Source organism: Planococcus sp. TJ-307 (genome assembly GCF_058268435.1).
In genome coordinates, this window is the sequence record NZ_JBZDOJ010000001.1 from 165,367 (window position 1) to 184,295 (window position 18,929).

The following is an 18,929-nucleotide window of genomic DNA, read 5'->3' on the forward strand; positions in this document are numbered from 1 at the left end:
AAACAGCTCTTCTTTTATTTCGAATTCTTAAAAGGAAGGCCTATTTCTTCGAATTAGTTGTGGCGACTTAATTCTGCAAGAAAAAGCCTTCCTTTTTTACTTTCCATTGTTGCTTAATAAGATAGATATAAGCGGAAAAAGAGGGGATTTAGCTCTGCATCAGTCAAAACTTCCGATTTTGTTAGTCTTATGAACATCTTCCGTACCAGCTTCTAAGGCGACTTTGTAATAAGAACATTTGTGTTCAATAATTTCCATCGTTTTTTTTAGTTCTTCCATTTGCGCTTCTACCGTGGCTTTTCGTTCCATGAACATGTCATATCGTTGCTGCAAAGTGGAATCCCCATCAGAACACCAATCGATGAAGTTTTTAATTTCTTTAATGGGCATGCTGCTTGCTTTCAAGCATTCCACGATTTTTAATGCGCTGATATCAGTTTCTTTAAACAAGCGTGTTCCGCTTGGTGTCCGTTCTACAAAGGGCATAAGTCCTTCTTTATCGTAATAGCGCAAAGTATATACAGTCAAATCCAATTCTTTTGCAACTTCACTGATGGAAAAAGTCTTCATAATGTATCTCCTTTTTTATAAGCTATACCTCGAGTCAACTCTAGGATTTAAAAACTTTATCATTTGATTTGTTGAATGTCAAAGCGTGCTTATATAAAAAGTAGGTATCTGGACTTCCGACTTGACCTAGAGTTAACTATAGCCCTTAAAATTAGATAGGAAGGAGAATAGGTATTGTATAGGACACTAGCAGGTAAGTAAGGAATGTTTTTGCTAATAGTCAATGCGTGCAGATTCTCTAAAAATATACAGGAGGTTTTTTAATGATTACAGTTAAATCACGAGCGGTCAACGGTCCGGATACACCTTTCGAAAAAACGGAAATTAAGCGACGCGACCTGGATACGCAAGACGTCCTGATTGAAATCAAATATTCAGGGATCTGCCATTCAGACATTCACACTGCACACGGTGAATGGGGACCTGTAAATTATCCTCTAGTGCCTGGCCATGAAATTGCAGGAATTGTTACAGAAGTTGGATCAGAGGTTACAAAATACAAAGTTGGAGATCGTGTAGGCGTAGGCTGTATGGTTGATTCCTGCGGCGAGTGCGAGAATTGTGAAAAAGGCGAAGAACAGTATTGCCTGAAAGGGAATGTTCCGACCTATGCCGGCATCGACAAATACGGCGAACCAACTCAAGGCGGTTATTCCACTCACATCGTCGTAACAGAAGGCTTTGTGGTTCGAATTCCAGATAATATCGGACTGGATGCCGCGGCGCCATTGCTTTGTGCGGGTATTACGACATTTTCACCGCTGAACCATTGGAATGCGGGTCCAGGCAAAAAAGTAGCAGTTGTGGGCATGGGCGGTCTTGGGCACATGGCTGTTAAAATTGCACATGCTATGGGCGCTGAAGTTACCGTCTTGTCACAAACCTTGAACAAGAAAGACGACAGCTTGAAATTCGGTGCAAAAGACCACTATGCGACCAGCGATTCTGAAACGTTCGAAAAACTTGCCGGCACTTTTGATTTGATCATTAATACGGTCAGCGCCAAGCTCGACATGGACTCGTACTTCTCATTGCTGTCATTGAATGGATCTCTCGTAAATGTGGGTGCGCCTGCAGAGCCGTTATCCGTAAATGTATTTTCTCTCATTGGCCACCGCCGTTCGTTTGCGGGTTCAATGATCGGAGGAATTCGTGAAACTCAGGAAATGTTGGACTTCTGTTCAGAACACAACATTGTTCCGAGCATCGAAGTCATTTCAGCGGATCAAATTGACGAAGCTTACGATCGCGTATTAGCTTCAGATGTGAAATACCGATTTGTTATTGACGTCAGTACAATCTAAGCAGGACCTATTGGATTTGAACAGTATGCTTAAGAGAAATTACAAAAATTAAAAAGGGAAAGAAGATGCTAATCTTAGCACATCTTCTTTCCCTTTTTGTGTTGTATTCTGCATGTCCTGTTCGGACTCAGCTGCTTCTATTAATCTTCGGTTGTTTCTTTCCAGCTGTCGTCCATGACCATCTTGCCCGGCCATGTATAAGCGGTAATGCCGCCATCTACTACGATATCTTGTCCTGTCAGGTAGGAGCTGTCGGTAGAAACCAGAAACAAGACAGTAGTCGCAATTTCTTTAGGAGCTCCAAGGCGTCCTAGAGGTGCCAGCCACTTGTTTGTTTCTCTGAACTGTTTGCCGCTTTCTTCTTCTTTTGATCCGGCTAAATGGTCGATCAGCGGTGTTTCAATAGTACCCGGAGAAACCGAGTTGGCGCGGATTCCAGATCTTCCGTACTCAATTGCAAGAGATTTGGTGAAATTGATGATGCCGCCTTTTGCCGCATTGTAACCCGAGCGGTTTAAGTCAGCAAAACTTCCAGACATGGAAGCGTTGTTGACGATGGCGCCGCCGTTCTCCAGCATGAGGGGGACAAAATACTTGCTCATGAGAAACGTACCGCGCAAATCGGTTTCGATAATTTCATCAAACAAGTCAACGGGGTATTCGTGTACTTTTCCGCCTTCTTGATCGATTCCGGCATTGTTAAATAAAGCGTAGATCGCTCCGTATTCTTCTTTTATTTGGTTGGCGAATGCTTGGACTTCCTCTTCTTTCCCAACATTTACTTGAAAGCCTTTTGCATTTCCACCGTTTTTCTTTATTTGGTCGATTGTTGCGTTTAGCTCTTTCTGCTTAATATCCGCAACCAGTACCATTGCGCCTTCTGCTGCAAATAGTTCAGCAGTAGCTTTCCCGATTCCAGTTGCTCCACCTGTAATAACAGTAATTTTGTCTTGTAGTCTACCCATTTGTTTTCCTCCTCTAATAGTAGTGATTATCCACTTTGGAATATGGTTGAACTTTTTATTTGTGCGTCCTTTTCTAACTACCACTTACAGGTTCTGGTAAACCGCTTTTTAAAATGTAATCGCTTTATCCATTTTCTTTTTTTGTTTTGCAGCATTTTTTAGCTGATAGCAGTCAAACCTCGCCAAAGCGAAAAAAACCGGCTTCTCCTAAGAGAAACCGGTTTTTGCTATTATCGTACGTATGGAGAAGGGTTAACGGCGTTTGAACGTGCACCGTTCCAAGGCCCTACGTGAATTTCAAAGTGAAGATGCGTGCCAGTTGAACGGCCTGTGTTGCCCATTCCGCCGACTTGTTGACCTTGTGATACAGATTGGCCAACTGATACGTTGATCGAATTCATGTGTGCGTAAACAGTCGCATGTGTTTGGCCGTTAATGGAATGTGTAAGGATGACCACATTTCCGTATCCGCCCATGCTGCCTGCGTGTGAAACCATCCCGCTGGCTGCAGCGACAATTGGTGTTCCAGGTGAGTTTGCAATGTCCATTCCAAGATGCGATTCTGCTCCGTCACCAATGTCACGGCCGCCAAAACCAGAAGTGAACCGTCCCGTTGAAGGCAAGATGAATGTTGAACTGCCGACATTGGAAGCTACTGAAGCTTGTGTAACTTGTGTGACAGGAGCAGCTGGTGCTGAAGCTTGTGAAGCTTTTGAAGCGGCCGCTGCTGCTGCAGAGGCTGCCGCTTGACGCTCAGCTTCTGCCTTACGTGCTGCTGCTTCTCTGGCTAGACGTGCTTCTTCTGCTTTACGTGCGATTTCTGCCAGACGTGCTTGCTCTTCGCCAATTTTTTTCTCAAGGTCTGCACTGATGTTCATTGTTTTGTTATGTTCTGATTCAAGTGTTGATTTTTCTTTCGCTAAACGCGATTGTTCAGCTTTTAAGTCACTTTCGAGTTGAGCTTGTTCATTTTTTTGTGCATCAAGTGAATTTTTCAAATCGACTAATTCTGCTTTTTTGGCTTCTTGTTCAGCCAGTTTCGTTTCAACTTCAGCTTTTTGTTCAGCTAAAAGCTTTTTGTCAGCTGCTTGCTCACGCATAATTTCACGGTCTGCTTCGATTAAGATGTTGACTGCTGAAAAGCGGTCAATGAAATCAACGAAGCTGTTTGCTCCAAGAAGTACATCTATGTAGTCAACTGAGCCTCCGCTTAACTGAATCGCACGTGCTCGTTCTTTCAACAGTTCTTCGCGTTCTGCGATTTTTCTTTCCAATTCTTCAATAGACTTTTTCAACTCATCGATTTCAACTTTTGTTTGGTCGATTTCGGCTTGAGCAACGTCAATTTTAGTTTGGGTTTCGATGATTTGGTTATCCAACTCGCGGATTTTTGCGATGATTTTTTCGAGTGTGGTTTGGTTTTGAGAGATTTCGCTTGTTTTTTGCTGAATCCCGGAGTTTAATTCGTTTTGCTTTTGTTGAACTTCTTGTTTTTGTTTCTCTAAATCGCTTAATTTGTCAGCGTTTGCGCTAGGCAAAAACATTGTTAAAGCCAGTACAGCTGATAAAGCAATCATTAGAAATTTTGATAATGGTTTCAAACTCTTTTGCCCCTTTCATTTTCCGTGGCTATCTATAGGTTGTCTTGAAAAGTTAGATCAATAAGTAACGATTTTTCCTAGTGGTTTTATCGCAATAGGAAAAATCCAGCAGAATTATTGTACCACCGTATAAACCTATTTATTATTACAGTTTCTTATCAATTTGACTGCGAACATGACAAAGAGTCAGATAACTGTATAAGTCGTGGAAGAAAACTGTACCAGTATCTGACAAAAAAAGATCGAAAAAAAAAGCCCATTCCCAATATTTATGGGATGAACTCTTCAGCTTGTTGAAAAGGCATCACAAATTCATTTCGCTTCAGTCGGACGCGTTCCACGGGCACGGCTTCTGCCGCTTTCCTCGCTCTGCTCAGTCCAGTGGCTCCAGCTCGCGTCGCTCTGTCGCTTTGCTCCATCACTGTTCCCGTTGGAGTCGCCGCCTTCCGCTGCATTCAAAAAGTGAGTCTTTACTAAGTGGCTTGGACGCGAGCCCGCGGAAAGCGAACGGTAAGCTTCGGAAACCCACGGACTTGTTAGAAGTTTCCCGACAGCTTGAAGAGCCCATTCCCAATATTTATGAGAATGGGCTTTTTCAATTAGTCGTCTGCTAATACGTCGGCTTGTTCTCTTCGGACAACCAGTACATCGCATTTAGCAGTGCGAACAATTCGCTCGGAAACACTGCCCATAATAAATCGTTCAGCAGCATTCAATCCAGTCGCCCCGCACACGATAACGTCAACATTTAGTTTAGGAGCCAATTCTTTTGGAATGGCAATTTTGGGAACACCATATTCAATGATGATATTTACATTTTCTACGCCGGCTGCCAAGGCTTCTTCTTTATACTTGGTCAACAGCTCTGTGGATGTCTTTTTTGTGCGGTCAGCAATGGTACGATCATAGGCTTCAATGGAACCAAAGGACCGATTATCAATTATGTGTGCCAAGTGCAAGGTGGCGTGGTTGCGAGCAGCAGCAGCAGCTGCTTTTTTAAATGCCAATTCAGATTCTTTGGAGCCGTCTACTGCTACTAAAATATTTGAGTATTTTAAAGTCATCCAGCATTCCTCCTCAGTCGTTATAGTAAGGAAATTCGCTGCCGAGCTATGGAGTTCCTTCTAATATTTACACAATCTTTTGGAAACTGGTGTCAGTATGGTGAAATTTACATATTATTGCAGAGCTTTCGTGGTAAAATAGAAGAAAGAAATAGTTCGGAAAGCACAGGGAAGGGTGGGACCGATTTGAAGGCTGATATAGGAAGTGCAGAAGCATTAACAGTAATGGAAGAATTGCTCACCATACGCCATCAAGTCAAGGAATTAAAAAAAGATCATTATTTATTCCGCGAAGGTGATGCTATTGGCGGTGTCTTCATCATTCGTTCGGGAAAGATTCGGATCGAAAAAGTAACGCCAAACGGCAGGGAGCTGACGTTAAAGATTTGTGGTCCCGGCCAGTTGGTTGGGGAAGTAACCATTTTTTCCGAAGCGCCTAAGTACATGCTGGATGCACGCGCCATCGAAGATACGATCTTTGTCCATATTTCGATTAAGGATTTAGAAGAGTCGCTGGTGTCAAACGGCCGCTTGTCGGTGGCTTTTATGAAATGGATGGGCATCGATCAGCAGAAAACGCAGACGAAATTCAGGGATTTGTTGCTGCATGGGAAAAAAGGGGCCTTGTATTCAACCTTGATCCGGCTTTCCAACAGCTACGGGGTCCAAACTGAAAAGGGAATTTTGATTGATATGGTGCTGACAAATCAGGATCTCGCAAACTTTTGCGGAATGACGAGAGAAGTGGTCAATCGGATGCTGAATGATTTGAAAAAGCGTGGCTTATTGACTGTGAATGAAGGAAAAATACTACTGCACGATATTGATCATTTAAAGATAGAAACAAATTGTGAAAACTGTCCGATCTATTTATGTAAAATTGATTAAGCGAAGAGTTTGCCGATGAGGCAGGCTCTTTTTTTTGTCTGAAATTTGTCAATTTGTCAAAAATACAATCGGAGTGTGAGAAATGTCACAGTGGAAAATGATTGGATAGCATAGGCTGAAGGTAAGAATGATTCGCATAAGAGGTGAGAAAGAATGAGTCAGGAAAACCGGGAGCCGGAACCTAATCTAAAAGGTACGTTAGTCAGTGTGTTTATAGTAGGGCTGGTCATTGTCGTAATGTGGGTTGCTGTTTATTTACTGTATGTAGCGCGTTAAGGCAGAGAGAAAGGAATGGATTGGAATGCATCTTCATAAATATGAAAAAATCTGGCTGGTATTTGGCATTGCTTCACTGATTGTTTTTTTAAGCGTGGTCGGGGTAAGCGCATTTTCTCAAGACCATACTCCTGCGGGAGGGATGGATACCATCGATCCCAAGAAAGTGAACGAAACTGCCCCCTTCGACAATCCAGGCGTCACGCAATTGGACGACGGCACCTATCAAGTCGCCATTGTCGCCATGGCTTTTGGCTACACGGCTCCGGAATTAAAAGTGCCAGTTGGGAAAGAAATTGTTTTTAAAGTGACCAGCACCGATGTGGTCCACAGTTTCACGATCGACAATACAAAAGTCAATATGATGGTTGTTCCAGGCCGTATTACGACAAAATCTTATACATTTGAAAAACCCGGGACGTATTTAATTCTTTGCAATGAATACTGCGGAACGGGGCATCACATGATGTATACAGAGATCGAGGTGTACGAAGAATGATTGCTGTGCAAGATCGGAAAATCGCTTTATGGAATATTGGCGTCGCTTATGCTGCCTTTTTAATCGGTACCTTATGTGGACTGCTTCAAGTTTTTATCCGCAATGACGCCCTGCAGCTGCCGGCTTGGCTGGATTATTATCAAATTTTAACGGCACATGGCGTGCTGCTTGCACTTATCTTTACGACATTTTTCATTTTTGGCTTTTTTATTACCGGCATGAGCAAAAGCTTAGGAAGCTTTGGGCCGAAAGTTCGTTTATTTTCCTGGATTGGCTTTTGGGTAACCTTGCTTGGCACTGTGATGGCGACCGTTATGATCATTGCAGGAGAAGCTTCGGTCCTGTACACCTTTTATGCACCACTAAAAGCAAGTGGCTTTTATTACGTAGGACTTGCATTGGTGATCATTGGAACATGGATTAGCAGTTTTGCATTGGTTGGGCATTACCGTGTATGGCGAAAAAACAACAAAGGGCAATTAAGTCCGTTGTTCGCGTTTATGACCATCACGACCATCATCATGTGGATTATTGCCTGTCTGGGCGTAGTGGCGACAGTCGTGTTCCAATACATTCCATGGGCATTCGGTTGGACCGATACCATTGATGTAGAGCTCAGCCGTACCTTGTTCTGGTTTTTCGGACATCCTTTAGTGTATTTTTGGCTGCTGCCAGCGTATATGGCGTGGTACGTGATTGTGCCGAAAATCCTTGGCGTGAAAGTGTTCAGTGATTCGTTGGCACGTTTGTCTTTTGTTCTTTTTATCCTGTTTTCCATTCCAGTTGGCTTCCATCACCAGCTGACGGAACCCGGAATTTCAAACTTCTGGAAGTTCCTTCAAGTGGTCTTGACGTTTATGGTCATTGTTCCTTCTTTGATGACGGCGTTTTCGATGTTCGCGACCTTTGAAATTGCCGGGCGCAAAAACGGTGGGAAAGGACTTTTCGGCTGGTTTACAACGCTGCCTTGGAAAGACATCCGTTTTACATCCATTTTCATTGCGATGGCGTTTTTTATTCCAGGCGGAGCGGGCGGTATCATCAATGCCAGTTTCCAGTTGAACGAAGTCGTCCACAATACTTTATGGATCGTCGGACATTTTCATATCACGGTGGGAACACCGGTGGCCATGACGTTTATGGGACTGACGTTTTGGTTGATTCCTTATTTGACCGGGAGAAAGTTTACGAAGTCTATGAAAGTGCTTGGACTCGTTCAAATCATTACTTGGTCGATCGGGATGCTGTTAATGTCCACAGCACAGCATGTATTAGGCCTTCTCGGAGCGCCGCGAAGAACCGCTTATTCCGGCTACAACAATCACCCTTCCGCAATGGAATGGTTTGATGGCATCCTGACCAATCATGTAACGATGGCCGTTGGCGGAAGCATCCTCTTCGTTTCGGCCATGATTCTCATTTATATCGTTGTCATGACAATGTTCCTGTCGCCTAAAGCGGTTGAAGAGAAAGATTTCGTAGATTTTCCGATGGCGGAAAGCGACATGTCCCGCACACCGAAATGGTTGGAAAATTGGTGGATTTGGATTGGCCTTGCCGTTCTGCTTATTCTGATTGCTTATGCAATACCTTTAAGCCACATGATTCAACATGCACCCCCAGGCTCGGAAGGATTCAAAACTTGGTAGGAGTTGAGGAATAATGTTCACGATGGTCATTTCATTGACGGTTGTCTTTATCGCATTTACAGCGATGCTGGTCGAAATCTCTTCTGCGGAAGATTGAGCAGGAGCTATAAGCGCTGATTTATCAGAGCGATTGAGGAAATTGAAATAAAACCTTATGACAGAGCGCATTGCCGACTTGGCAATGCGCTCTTAACTGTCTTCAGACCCCCAAACTGTAGAGTTTACGGTCGTTCAACGAAATTTAAAGTCGTCCAGCCAAAATTCCTCCAAAAACTCATGCCTTCGAAGACGATGGCAAGGGATGGAAATTGTATTCCTTCAGAATGTCCGATAATATTGAAAGTAAAAGAACAGGAAGTTGGGGCTTACGCGATGACGATAATCGAAATAATTTTTACAGCGATCAGCTTGTTTTGGGTCAGCGAATTCCTGATTTTCCGCAATCGCGGCATTGGGCAAGGCGATCCGTTAGAAAAGCGTACATTTTTTTCGATTTTAGCTGCATTGATCGGTACGATCCTTGCCGCGGCATTTTTGCAGGAACTGGCGCCATTTGGAAGCATTGCAATGATTAGTCAGCTAGTGGGAGTGGCTTTGCTAGCATCAGGTGTTTTTCTGCGATTCTGGGGAATTTTGCATTTGAAGTCCCAATTCACACGTTACGTCACAGTTCGAGAAGGGGATGAAATTGTCAGCACCGGCCCTTACCGGAAGCTGCGCCACCCCCTTTATACAGGTTTGCTGTTCATTACGCTTGGAATGGCGTTGTTTTTCACCAGTCCCATTGCCGCGGTTCTCGGCAGCCTTGCGATGGTATGGGCTTTGCTGCAGCGCATCAATTACGAGGAGCGGCTGCTGATTGAGAAGTTTGGACCGGATTACCAGCAATGGATGAAAGAACGGGCCCGGTTGATCCCATTCATCTATTAATAGGAACTAGTTAAAAGAATAAGCATGGCGCGACCAAAAGCTTTTATTTGCCAGTGCGGCTAATAAAAGCTTTTTTGTGAGCAATATTATTTACATCGCACACGATATAAATTAATATAGATCGTGTAAGATATAAATGGATGGAGGAATATAAAATGAAAACACTATTTGAAACAACAATGATTAATACAGGCGGAAGAGACGGTGCCGTTTATTCGCCAGATAATATTTTCTATTTGGATGTCGCCAAACCACAGGCTCTTGGCGGTTCGGCCACAACAGCTACGAATCCTGAACAGCTTTTTGCAGCAGGCTACAGCGCGTGCTTTAACAGCGCATTGGAATTGGTGCTGGAAGCTGGTAAAGTGGAAATAGAGAAAAGTGAAGTCACAGCAACTGTTGCATTGATCGGCGATAAAGATAATGGCGGGGTGAAGCTAGCGGTGAAACTTGTTGTCGACATTACTGGCATTGAGGAAGAGCTAAAACACGAATACGTAGAAAAAGCACATCAATATTGCCCGTATTCAAAAGCGATCAAAGGGTCAGTGGATGTGGAAATCAGCGTTCTATAATCTGTAGTATAGGTGAGATGCAAATGGAAAAACCGACAAAACTTGAACAGCAATTATGCTTTGAAGTCTACAAAGCTTCCAGCAATTTTTCAAAAATGTATGCAAAAGCGCTCGAACCGTTCAACCTGACATTTTCGCAGTACCTCGTCCTTCTGGTTCTATGGGAGGAAGACAGGCTGCTAATGAAAAACATCGGTGAACGGCTCGGCCTTGGCACAGGGACCTTGAACCCCATCATCAACCGTATGATCGAACAAGGCCGGCTGACCAAGCAGCAATCCGAAAAGGATAAGCGGGCGTTTGTCATTTCACTGACTGAAAAAGCTCATGGCGAACAAGTAGAAGTTGAGAAAGCTGTTTTAGAAAAATTGATCAGCTGCGATTTTATGGGCGTCAATGCGATTGAATTGATGAAAAACCTGAAAGAACTGAATGCATCTTTTAAGACCATGAATCTGTAACAGCGCCGATTTTTGAGCAAAAATAAGGAGTGATGCCGGATGAATATTTATGATATTGCTGTAACCAAGCCAAACGGAGAAGATTATCAGTTGAGCGAGTATAAGGGAAAAGCGATGCTGATTGTCAACACGGCAACTAAATGCGGCTTGCGGGATCAATTTGACAGTCTGGAAAAAATGTACGAAGACTATAAAGACCAAGGGTTAGTTGTTTTGGGCTTCCCATCCAACCAATTTGGCCAGGAAAAAGCCACCGGGGAAGAAGCGGAGGAAGCTTGCCGGACCACTTATGGTGTGACGTTCCCAATGCATGACTTGATTAAGGTCAATGGCAAAGACGCACACCCGCTTTTCAACTATTTGACTGACAACACAAAAGGATTTTTATCAAGCGGCATCAAATGGAACTTCACGAAGTTTCTGATCGATCAAAATGGCAATATTGTTTCGCGATTTTCTCCAAAGGATAAACCTGAATCGTTTGAAAAGGATATTCAAAAAGTCTTGGCTGAGTAAGAACTGCCTGCCTATTTTATTCGGAAAGAGCTGTGAAAGGCTCGATTGGCAATGATATGAATGGGGATTTCCGGCATGCCGGCAGAACATTTCTGTATCACTCCAGCCCCTGATGTGATAAGCTGTACATCAGCGTAGCAGTAATGGAGTGATTAAAATGAGCAAAGCAAAAGCAAAAAGCGGTACAGGTCAGGGAACCGGCAAAAAAGGTTGGACTCGCTGGAAAGCAGGCGCCAACAAAGCCAAAAGTTTTAAGCCTTATACCAGCAAAAACAATAAAAAAGCCGACGAACCTAAAACAGAAAAAGAGCGAGCTTCTGAATCTGAATGGGTCGATGAATAAATAGAGAATTTGGTTGTCCAAAGGGGCAACTTTTTTTTATTCGATTTTAAGAGATGGGTAGATCCTGAAAGTTTTTCCACAAAAGTGTAAAATGGAAGAAGAGCCCGTTTTGAAGACGGAAGGAGTGAAAGAGAATGAAGAGTGTATCAGATCCGTTATTGAACATTCCGGAAAAAGAAGAATTGTATCAGCGCATCGCTGAATATTCGAATGAAACAACCATCATTCATTCTAAGCAAAAGGTCTTATACATAAATCAATCAGGCGCTGAGTTTTTAAAAGCCAGCCAAGCTGAACTTGTCGGGGCGAGTGTAGTAGACGTTTTTACGGAAGATTATAAAGAAATGATTGCTGAGCGAATCCGCAAAGGCATGGAGGACCGAACCATCGGAGAACTGATGGATACGACCGTTAAACGCTTTGACGGGACAATAGCAGAAGTTGAATTGTACTGCTACCCGGTTGAATATGGTGACACGACGGCTATCCAATCGATTATACGGGACGTTACCGTTCAGAAAAAAACCGAGCGCGAATTGCTGCAATTGAAAAATGAAGTTTCGACGCCGATTGTTCCGATTATCGATGGCCTGGCTGTTATGCCGCTTGTCGGTTCAGTCGATGGCGACCGAAGCACCCGACTGCTCGACCTCATTCCGCAGAAAATTCAAGGGCATGAACTGAACTACCTTATTGTTGATGTTTCGGGCATTTACAATATCGACAATGTAGTAGCAGAGTTTCTCTATAAAATAGACCAGATCATGCGCTTATTGGGCATTGGGTTGATTTTTACCGGAATTCGTCCGGAACTGGCAATGAAAGCTGTGGAAGCTCGTGTAGATTTCAGCAAATTGACGACAATGGGTACAGTCAAGCAAGCACTGAAAAAACACTTAACCGCAAATTAATAAATTCCTGTTCAGTTTTGAAAACCGCTTGTCAAATTGACGAAAGTGATTTATAGTTTAGAAATACAATATTTAGTGTTCATTATCGAATAAAAAACTATATATAGTAGATCCGATAACGAAGGTGCCTGAAAAGGCTTAATAGGGAATCCGGTAGAATGCCGGAGCTGTTCCCGCAACTGTAAGTGCTGACGAACTATCACAATCCACTGTCCAATGGACGGGAAGGAGGTAGCAAGGACGACGCACAAGCCAGGAGACCTGCCTTCGTTATAGTTTATGATCTTCTCCGGGAGCTGAGAGGGATAACGAAGGTATTTTGTATGGAGCAGCTCCTTTTTGCTGGCTTCATTCGATATTCTGCGTTTTCAAACCCATCCTCCCCGAGAGGATGGGTTTTTCTTTTGGTTATAAAAATGGAGGATTGAAGGCAAATGACAGAACCGTTAGCAGCAGGCGTGGCAAGAACCATTCAAACAAGATTGGTGCTGCCGCCTGACACCAACCATATGGGCACTATTTTCGGCGGTACCGTGTTGGCATACATAGATGAAATTGCTGCCATTACGGCGATGAGGCACAGTGGAAAAGCAGTCGTGACGGCTTCGATTGATACTGTGAATTTCCTGTCTTCTGCGAAAGTGGGAGATGTCCTTATTTTAGAAGGCGTTGTGATATCGACCGGAAGAACGTCAATGGAAGTATACGTAAAGGCCGAATGTCAGCAAATTGAAACAGGCGGCAAAAGTTTGACGACAACCGCCATTCTGACGATGGTTGCTGTCGACAGCGACGGCAAACCGACTCCCGTAACGGGTGTGATTCCAGAAACGGCAGCTGAAGAACAACTATTCAATAGCGCACAAGAGAGAAAACAACGCCGCATGCAAGTGAACGAATACGCAAAGGAGCTGAGCTGATATGAATACAAAAGTTGAAACAGCAGAAATACATGCAGTAGAACGAGCTCTTCAACGGGCAACAGAAGTATACGGACTGGATACGAAGGAGCTGCTGGAGCGGACAGCGAATTTGGCTGCACAGGCAAAAGGTGAGCAGTCCCTGCTTTATGCGTTGAACCGCATTACGATGGATGAGCCCGACTGGACGTATACTGCGGCAGAATTATACGCCAGCGACTTGTATGAAAAAGCCGGAAGCAGCCGGAATTATGCCGCTTCCCAAAAATACGGCGATTTCTACGGGCTTGTTGATGAGCTTTCCCGCATTGGCATTTATTCAGGTGAGCTTTTGTCGGCTTACTCAAAAGATGAAATCACCGACCTGGGCAAAGAAATCGAACCGGAGCGCGATTTGCTGTTCAACTACATCGGCTTATTTTTACTTGCTGACCGCTATTTAACGAAAGATTACGAAGGACGGCTTTTTGAGCTTCCGCAAGAGCGTTTTCTTGTCATTGCGATGACCTTGATGCAAAACGAGCCGAAAGAGCAGCGCTTGGCGCTGGTGAAAGAAGCATACTGGGCGATGAGCCATTTGTATATGACGGTCGCAACACCGACCTTATCAAACGCAGGCAAAAGCTTTGGACAATTGTCTTCTTGCTTTATCGACACCGTCGATGATTCACTGGACGGCATTTATTTGAACAACTGGGACATTGCGCGCCTCAGCAAAGATGGCGGCGGCATTGGCATTTATTACGGAAAAGTGCGGGCTTTGGGCTCGGATATTAAAAAATTCAAAGGCAATTCCTCCGGTGTCGTGCCGTGGATTCGCTTGATCAATGATACGGCAGTCAGTGTCGATCAGCTGGGGCAGCGCCAGGGTGCCGTGGCGATTTACTTGGATGTCTTCCACAAAGACATCATGAACGGCTTCCTGGATTTAAAAACCAACAACGGCGACGAACGCCGCAAAGCGCACGATATTTTCACTGGTGTGTCGCTTCCCGATTTGTTTATGGAGCGATTGCAGGAAAAAGACGAAAATGGGCGCAGCATTGGCGAGTGGCATACGTTCTGTCCGCATCAGGTCAAGCAAGTGATGGGCTGGAAAGACGAAGAGGGCAATGCGCTCGGACTTGAGGACTTTTATGACGAAACCGATAAAAAGTACTTCCGTGATAAATACCAAGAAGCGGTAGAGCATCCATTATTGCCGCGCAAAACGTACCGTGCCATGGAAATCATGGCGCGCATCATGGTTTCCCAGCTGGAGACCGGTACGCCGTATATGTTCTACCGAGATGAAGTGAACCGCCAAAACCCGAACAAGCACACGAGAGGCAGAGGGTTGACGTCGATCTACTGCAGTAATTTGTGTTAATTCTTAGCACCTTCAGTCAGTAATGGCTGCCGAAAACCCATCTAAACGGGGAAACACTTTTAATTGAAGTCAATCCCGTGCTAAATCTCTTTAACAGTTAGCGGTTAGGATTATCGCAGAATGAGGAATTATCCTTATGAGGTGATAGCAATGACAAAACCATTCGGATTTGTATACGAAACCACTAATAGCTTAAACAATAAGAAATACATTGCAAAATGTATTTATGGTCGAAAGAATAACTGGGAAACCTATCTAGGCTCAGGTCTTTATTTAAAAAGGACAATAAAGAAATACGGTGCTGAGAACTTCATCCGAACTATATTGGACGAAGCAGATTCGGCGGAAGAACTGAATGAACTAGAAGAGCGGTACATCTTAGAACGAAATGCAGTTGAATCAGCTGATTATTACAATATCAAGCATACTTCCATTGGCGGAGACATCTTCACCAACAACCCTAATAAAGAAACCATAAGGCTTCATAGGGTTCGGCAAATGTCAGGTAAAGGCAACCATCAACATGGGAAGCTAAAGACCGCAAGGATGCTTGAGTCAGTAAAAAAGGCTAATTCAAAAGCTGTAATCATTGACGGTGTTCAGTATCTATCCTGTTCAGAAGCTGCGCGTATTTTAGGAATCAAAGTGACCACTCTTCATAATCGCTTAAACTCCGACCTTTATCCCAATTGTAAAAGACTTGTTGAAAAGAAGGTTCGAACACATGGAAAGACAACAGGACATCCTTGCTTCGTAGCTGGTGTGCGTTATGAAAGTATACCTAAAGCAGCAAAAGCAGATGGAATTCCAACTTCCACAATGCGACATCGCATTCGTTCCGATAAGTTCCCTGACCATTATATTGTTAAAGAGTAAATGCCGAACGACTATCGAAAGCACGCATTACGCGGAAGTGAGTAGAGTAGGGCCAAGCGGTCCGAAACGGTGGGCACCCTTATCAAAAGGGTGATGATATAGTCTACTCTGCATGGCGACATGCAGCTGCATCTAGAATGCGAATTGAGTTTAGCGAACTCAATTGAATAGAAGGACAGAAATTATGCAAAATATGTCGGCCACTACCATCATGAAAGAATACACCGACGAAGATGGCAACCTCGTCATGATCCGCAAGCCGGGCGATTTCGTGGTCTGCAACTTGTCGTCGATCAATTTGCCGAGAGCAGTCAAAGCGAATGTCTTGGAACGGGTTATACCGATTCAGGTGCGCATGCTGGATAACGTTATTGATTTGAATACCATTTCGGTCGGACAGGCCGAAGCAACGAATAAAAAATACCGCGCAATTGGATTAGGGACGTTTGGATGGCACCACCTGTTGGCGCTTGAAGGCGTCTATTGGGAAAGCGAAAAGGCTGTCGAGTTTGCAGATACGCTGTATGAGGAAATCGCTTATCAGACGATCCGGGCTTCGATGCAGCTGGCCGAAGAAAAAGGCGCGTTCAGCAAGTTTGCCGGTTCAGAATGGCAGACGGGCGAGTACTTTGAACGCCGCAGCTACAGCGGTGAACGCTGGGAGCAATTGCAGCAGGAAGTAGCATCAACGGGTGTCCGCAATGGCTGGATGATGGCGGTTGCACCAAACTCATCGACTGCTAAAATCGGCGGCTCGACGGACGGCATCGATCCTTTATATGCGGTAGAGTACGCAGAAGAGAAAAAGAACTTTAAGTTCAAAGTGACAGCGCCTGATTTGGACCACAACACCTACGATTATTACCGCCGTGCGAGACATGTACTGGACCAGAAATGGAGCATCCGCCAAAATGCAGCGCGTCAACGGCATATTGATCAGTCGATCAGCTTTAACTTTTATGTGCCGCATACCATCAAAGCGAAAGAATTGCTGGAGCTTCATTTGGAAGCATGGAAGCAAAACCTGAAAACCACTTACTATGTCCGCAGCACATCACAGGCGGAAATTGAAGAATGCGAAGCATGCCAAAGCTAAAGGAGGATCTTTATGACCATACATGAACCGTTGACGAAGATTAAATTATTGAATCCGGAACACCCGAACAAATCGACTGGCGTCTTAAACGGCCAGTCGTCAGGATTGTTGAACTGGAACGATATTGCGTATCCGCAGATGTACGATTTGTATCAAGCGCTGTTGGCCAACTTCTGGAAAGCGCAGGAAATCAATATGCAGGACGACATTAAGCAATGGGACAGCTTGAGCGATGTGGAGAAAGATATCTTTTTGCGCATCAACACGCAGCTGGCATCACTCGACAGCCTGCAGACCCCGACAATGAGCCAAGCGATGGACTATGTTACCGACTCGAGCTTTAAAGCCATTTTCGCGGTCATCTCCCAGCAGGAAGCCGTCCACACGGAGTCGTATTCCTATATCTTGAGTTCGCTGGTGTCAGTGAGCGAGCAGAACGCGCGCTTCAATCAGGCGAAAAGCGATCCGGTTGTCCAAAAACGCAACGAGTTGATTTTGGATGCTTACGAGGAGTTTCGCCAAAATCCGACGCCGCAGAATTTGTTCAAACTGAGCGTCAATTCGATTAACTTGGAAGGCATTTATTTTTATGCCGGCTTTGCTTTTTTCTACCATTTGGCGCGCCAGCAGAAAATGCTGAAAACCAGCACAATGATCAGCTATATCCAGCGCGATGAAATGCAGCACGCTTATTTTATTGCCCAATTTATTCGCATCATGCTGACGGAAAATCCGGAATTGAACACGGATGAAAACATTCAATACATTTACACAACGATCGACCGGGCTGTAGCGCTTGAGAAAGAATGGGCGCATTACATCCTGGCTGATATTGATGGGCTGGATCTCGAGGAGTTTGTTGGCTACGTAGAATACTTAGCCAACAAACGCCTGCGGCAGCTTGGCTTAGACAATCTTTACGAAGAACGCAGCAATCCAATGCCGTGGATCCAAGTATTTGGCGATGACATGATGAACGAGACGAAATCCGACTTTTTCGAGCAGAAATCACGGACGTATACCAAAGTGTCCCAGTCGAATGGCTTTGACGAACTGTAATCCAAAGTTGGCAATCGTCTATACTTCTGTTACTGGAAATACAGAGCAATTGGCGGAGATGATCCAAGCGGCTGCGCTGAACCAGGGATTCTACACCAGTCTGTACCGGGTGGAAGAGTTCTCCCTGTCCGAGTTGTCCAGCTGGGATGCGCTGCTGATTGGCACTTATACATGGGGAAGCGGTGAAATTCCGGAAGAAATGCAAAGCCTCTACGAAGCTATCGAAGCCGCGGACCCGAAACAGCTTCAGACAGCTGTTTTTGGTACGGGCGATAGCTTTTTCGCTGAATTCTGCGGTGCAGTCGACCGTTTCCGGGACATGTTGTATGTGAAGACACAATTGATAGCGACCCTAAAAGTGGAATTGATGCCGCAGACCGGTGACAGCATACGCTGCGAAAAATTGGTAAAGCTGATCAAGCCACCAACTAGGCAAAGGTTTTCCTCTCAAAACAACGGGTATGGATAACTATACAAATGAGGTTTTGAGGAGTGGTGCAAATGGTGCAATCAAAATGGCTAAAGCTTGGTGCAGCGGGTTTTTTAACAATTGGAATGCTGGCAGCATGTGGCAACGAAGAACCGACGGAAGAAGATAATAATGACATGGAAATGCAGAACGAAGATGATTCGGATATGGATGATTCGGATTCAGAAGACGATGAAGAACAAGGCGAGTCTGAAGAAGATTGATTGTTTTTTCTTTCTAAAAATGAGTATAAGCAAAATAAAAAATCGCCGTTAGGCGTTTTTTTATTTCTGCGCAAAAGTGTTTTATTCGAGTAAATGGGTATATAAAAGAAAAAGAGTAGAAGCAAAAGATGAATCGCTCCTGCCGGCTGGAAAACCAGCGAGAATTTTTCAGGGATGGTTTTGGATGTTCATAAAAAGTCGGTGTGGAAGACAGATACCCCGTGGCGTTTGTGAACAGTTCAGTTCGAAAATTTTGCACCTCTTTCGAGAAACAGCAGGTTAGAAGGAACAAAAACTACTGGTATTTTCCTTGCTGTCTAAGTTGCTGTTGGTTAGAAACTCAAAAAAATCAGATGATGCAAAA

20 protein-coding genes, 2 pseudogenes and 1 riboswitch are annotated in these 18,929 nt (G+C 44.3%); of the genes and pseudogenes, 17 read left to right on the top strand and 5 right to left on the bottom strand.

Features of this window, described 5'->3' with window-relative positions; genetic code table 11:
* Window positions 1-159: 159 nt before the first annotated feature.
* A complete protein-coding gene (locus AC4EHK_RS00760; RefSeq protein ID WP_490976893.1) occupies window positions 160-570 on the bottom strand; it encodes a MerR family transcriptional regulator in 411 nt (136 codons plus the stop codon).
* A 263-nt stretch (window positions 571-833) separates the two neighbouring features.
* On the opposite strand from AC4EHK_RS00760, the gene AC4EHK_RS00765 reads away from it, so the two are divergent.
* Complete coding sequence (locus tag AC4EHK_RS00765; RefSeq protein WP_490976894.1) at window positions 834-1,874, top strand: NAD(P)-dependent alcohol dehydrogenase; 1,041 nt, start codon at window positions 834-836, stop codon at window positions 1,872-1,874.
* 140 nt (window positions 1,875-2,014) lie between these two features.
* Here the strand turns inward: AC4EHK_RS00765 and AC4EHK_RS00770 are convergent, their stop codons facing one another.
* The 4 genes from AC4EHK_RS00770 to AC4EHK_RS00785 form a co-directional block, all read right to left on the bottom strand.
* Window positions 2,015-2,839, bottom strand: a complete 825-nt coding sequence (locus tag AC4EHK_RS00770; protein WP_490976895.1) for an SDR family oxidoreductase — start codon at window positions 2,837-2,839, stop codon at window positions 2,015-2,017.
* A 230-nt stretch (window positions 2,840-3,069) separates the two neighbouring features.
* Window positions 3,070-4,440 (bottom strand): murein hydrolase activator EnvC family protein, encoded by a 1,371-nt coding sequence (locus AC4EHK_RS00775; RefSeq protein WP_490976896.1) that lies wholly within the window; start codon window positions 4,438-4,440, stop codon window positions 3,070-3,072.
* 269 nt (window positions 4,441-4,709) lie between these two features.
* Window positions 4,710-4,859: a hypothetical protein gene (locus AC4EHK_RS00780; protein ID WP_490976897.1), complete on the bottom strand. Its 150-nt coding sequence runs from the start codon at window positions 4,857-4,859 to the stop codon at window positions 4,710-4,712.
* Window positions 4,860-5,039: 180 nt separating this feature from the next.
* On the bottom strand, window positions 5,040-5,504 hold the full coding sequence (locus AC4EHK_RS00785) for a universal stress protein (RefSeq protein WP_490976898.1): 465 nt from the start codon (window positions 5,502-5,504) through the stop codon (window positions 5,040-5,042).
* Window positions 5,505-5,729: 225 nt separating this feature from the next.
* Between AC4EHK_RS00785 and AC4EHK_RS00790 the strand changes: the two genes are divergently transcribed.
* The 16 genes and pseudogenes from AC4EHK_RS00790 to AC4EHK_RS00865 all read left to right on the top strand — a co-directional run bounded on the left by AC4EHK_RS00790 (window position 5,730) and on the right by AC4EHK_RS00865 (window position 18,565).
* Window positions 5,730-6,392 (top strand): Crp/Fnr family transcriptional regulator, encoded by a 663-nt coding sequence (locus AC4EHK_RS00790; RefSeq protein ID WP_490977903.1) that lies wholly within the window; start codon window positions 5,730-5,732, stop codon window positions 6,390-6,392.
* A 301-nt stretch (window positions 6,393-6,693) separates the two neighbouring features.
* Window positions 6,694-7,167, top strand: coding sequence for a cytochrome c oxidase subunit II (locus AC4EHK_RS00795; RefSeq protein WP_490976899.1), 474 nt, complete (start codon window positions 6,694-6,696; stop codon window positions 7,165-7,167).
* A complete protein-coding gene (locus tag AC4EHK_RS00800) occupies window positions 7,164-8,816 on the top strand; it encodes a b(o/a)3-type cytochrome-c oxidase subunit 1 (RefSeq protein ID WP_490976900.1) in 1,653 nt (550 codons plus the stop codon). The genes AC4EHK_RS00795 and AC4EHK_RS00800 overlap by 4 nt, the downstream gene beginning before the upstream one ends.
* Window positions 8,817-9,188: 372 nt before the next feature.
* On the top strand, window positions 9,189-9,746 hold the full coding sequence (locus AC4EHK_RS00805; RefSeq protein ID WP_490976901.1) for a methyltransferase family protein: 558 nt from the start codon (window positions 9,189-9,191) through the stop codon (window positions 9,744-9,746).
* A 155-nt stretch (window positions 9,747-9,901) separates the two neighbouring features.
* Entirely contained in the window at window positions 9,902-10,321 is a 420-nt protein-coding gene (locus tag AC4EHK_RS00810; RefSeq protein WP_490976902.1) for an organic hydroperoxide resistance protein, read from the top strand.
* A 23-nt stretch (window positions 10,322-10,344) separates the two neighbouring features.
* Window positions 10,345-10,782: a MarR family winged helix-turn-helix transcriptional regulator gene (locus tag AC4EHK_RS00815; protein WP_490976903.1), complete on the top strand. Its 438-nt coding sequence runs from the start codon at window positions 10,345-10,347 to the stop codon at window positions 10,780-10,782.
* A gap of 39 nt (window positions 10,783-10,821) precedes the next feature.
* Entirely contained in the window at window positions 10,822-11,298 is a 477-nt protein-coding gene (locus tag AC4EHK_RS00820; RefSeq protein WP_490976904.1) for a glutathione peroxidase, read from the top strand.
* Between the two features lie 157 nt (window positions 11,299-11,455).
* On the top strand, window positions 11,456-11,641 hold the full coding sequence (locus AC4EHK_RS00825; protein WP_308787423.1) for a DUF3934 family protein: 186 nt from the start codon (window positions 11,456-11,458) through the stop codon (window positions 11,639-11,641).
* 134 nt (window positions 11,642-11,775) lie between these two features.
* Window positions 11,776-12,552, top strand: coding sequence for a PAS domain S-box protein (locus AC4EHK_RS00830; protein WP_490976905.1), 777 nt, complete (start codon window positions 11,776-11,778; stop codon window positions 12,550-12,552).
* A gap of 105 nt (window positions 12,553-12,657) precedes the next feature.
* Window positions 12,658-12,835: riboswitch (cobalamin riboswitch) on the top strand.
* Window positions 12,836-12,986: 151 nt separating this feature from the next.
* Window positions 12,987-13,472 (top strand): acyl-CoA thioesterase, encoded by a 486-nt coding sequence (locus AC4EHK_RS00835; protein ID WP_490976906.1) that lies wholly within the window; start codon window positions 12,987-12,989, stop codon window positions 13,470-13,472.
* 1 nt (window position 13,473) lies between these two features.
* Window positions 13,474-14,838 (top strand): annotated as a pseudogene (locus AC4EHK_RS00840) (ribonucleotide reductase barrel domain-containing protein); the annotation flags it as partial.
* A 123-nt stretch (window positions 14,839-14,961) separates the two neighbouring features.
* Window positions 14,962-15,717, top strand: coding sequence for a hypothetical protein (locus AC4EHK_RS00845; protein WP_490976907.1), 756 nt, complete (start codon window positions 14,962-14,964; stop codon window positions 15,715-15,717).
* Window positions 15,718-15,883: 166 nt separating this feature from the next.
* Window positions 15,884-16,813 (top strand): annotated as a pseudogene (locus AC4EHK_RS00850) (ribonucleotide reductase barrel domain-containing protein); the annotation flags it as partial.
* A gap of 12 nt (window positions 16,814-16,825) precedes the next feature.
* Window positions 16,826-17,872: a ribonucleotide-diphosphate reductase subunit beta gene (locus AC4EHK_RS00855; RefSeq protein WP_490976908.1), complete on the top strand. Its 1,047-nt coding sequence runs from the start codon at window positions 16,826-16,828 to the stop codon at window positions 17,870-17,872.
* Window positions 17,853-18,341, top strand: coding sequence for a flavodoxin domain-containing protein (locus AC4EHK_RS00860; protein WP_490976909.1), 489 nt, complete (start codon window positions 17,853-17,855; stop codon window positions 18,339-18,341). Before AC4EHK_RS00855 ends, AC4EHK_RS00860 begins: the two co-directional genes overlap by 20 nt.
* A 32-nt stretch (window positions 18,342-18,373) precedes the next feature.
* The gene (locus tag AC4EHK_RS00865) at window positions 18,374-18,565 is read left to right on the top strand and encodes a hypothetical protein (protein WP_490976910.1); all 192 of its coding nucleotides are present in this window, start codon (window positions 18,374-18,376) and stop codon (window positions 18,563-18,565) included.
* Window positions 18,566-18,929: the final 364 nt, after the last annotated feature.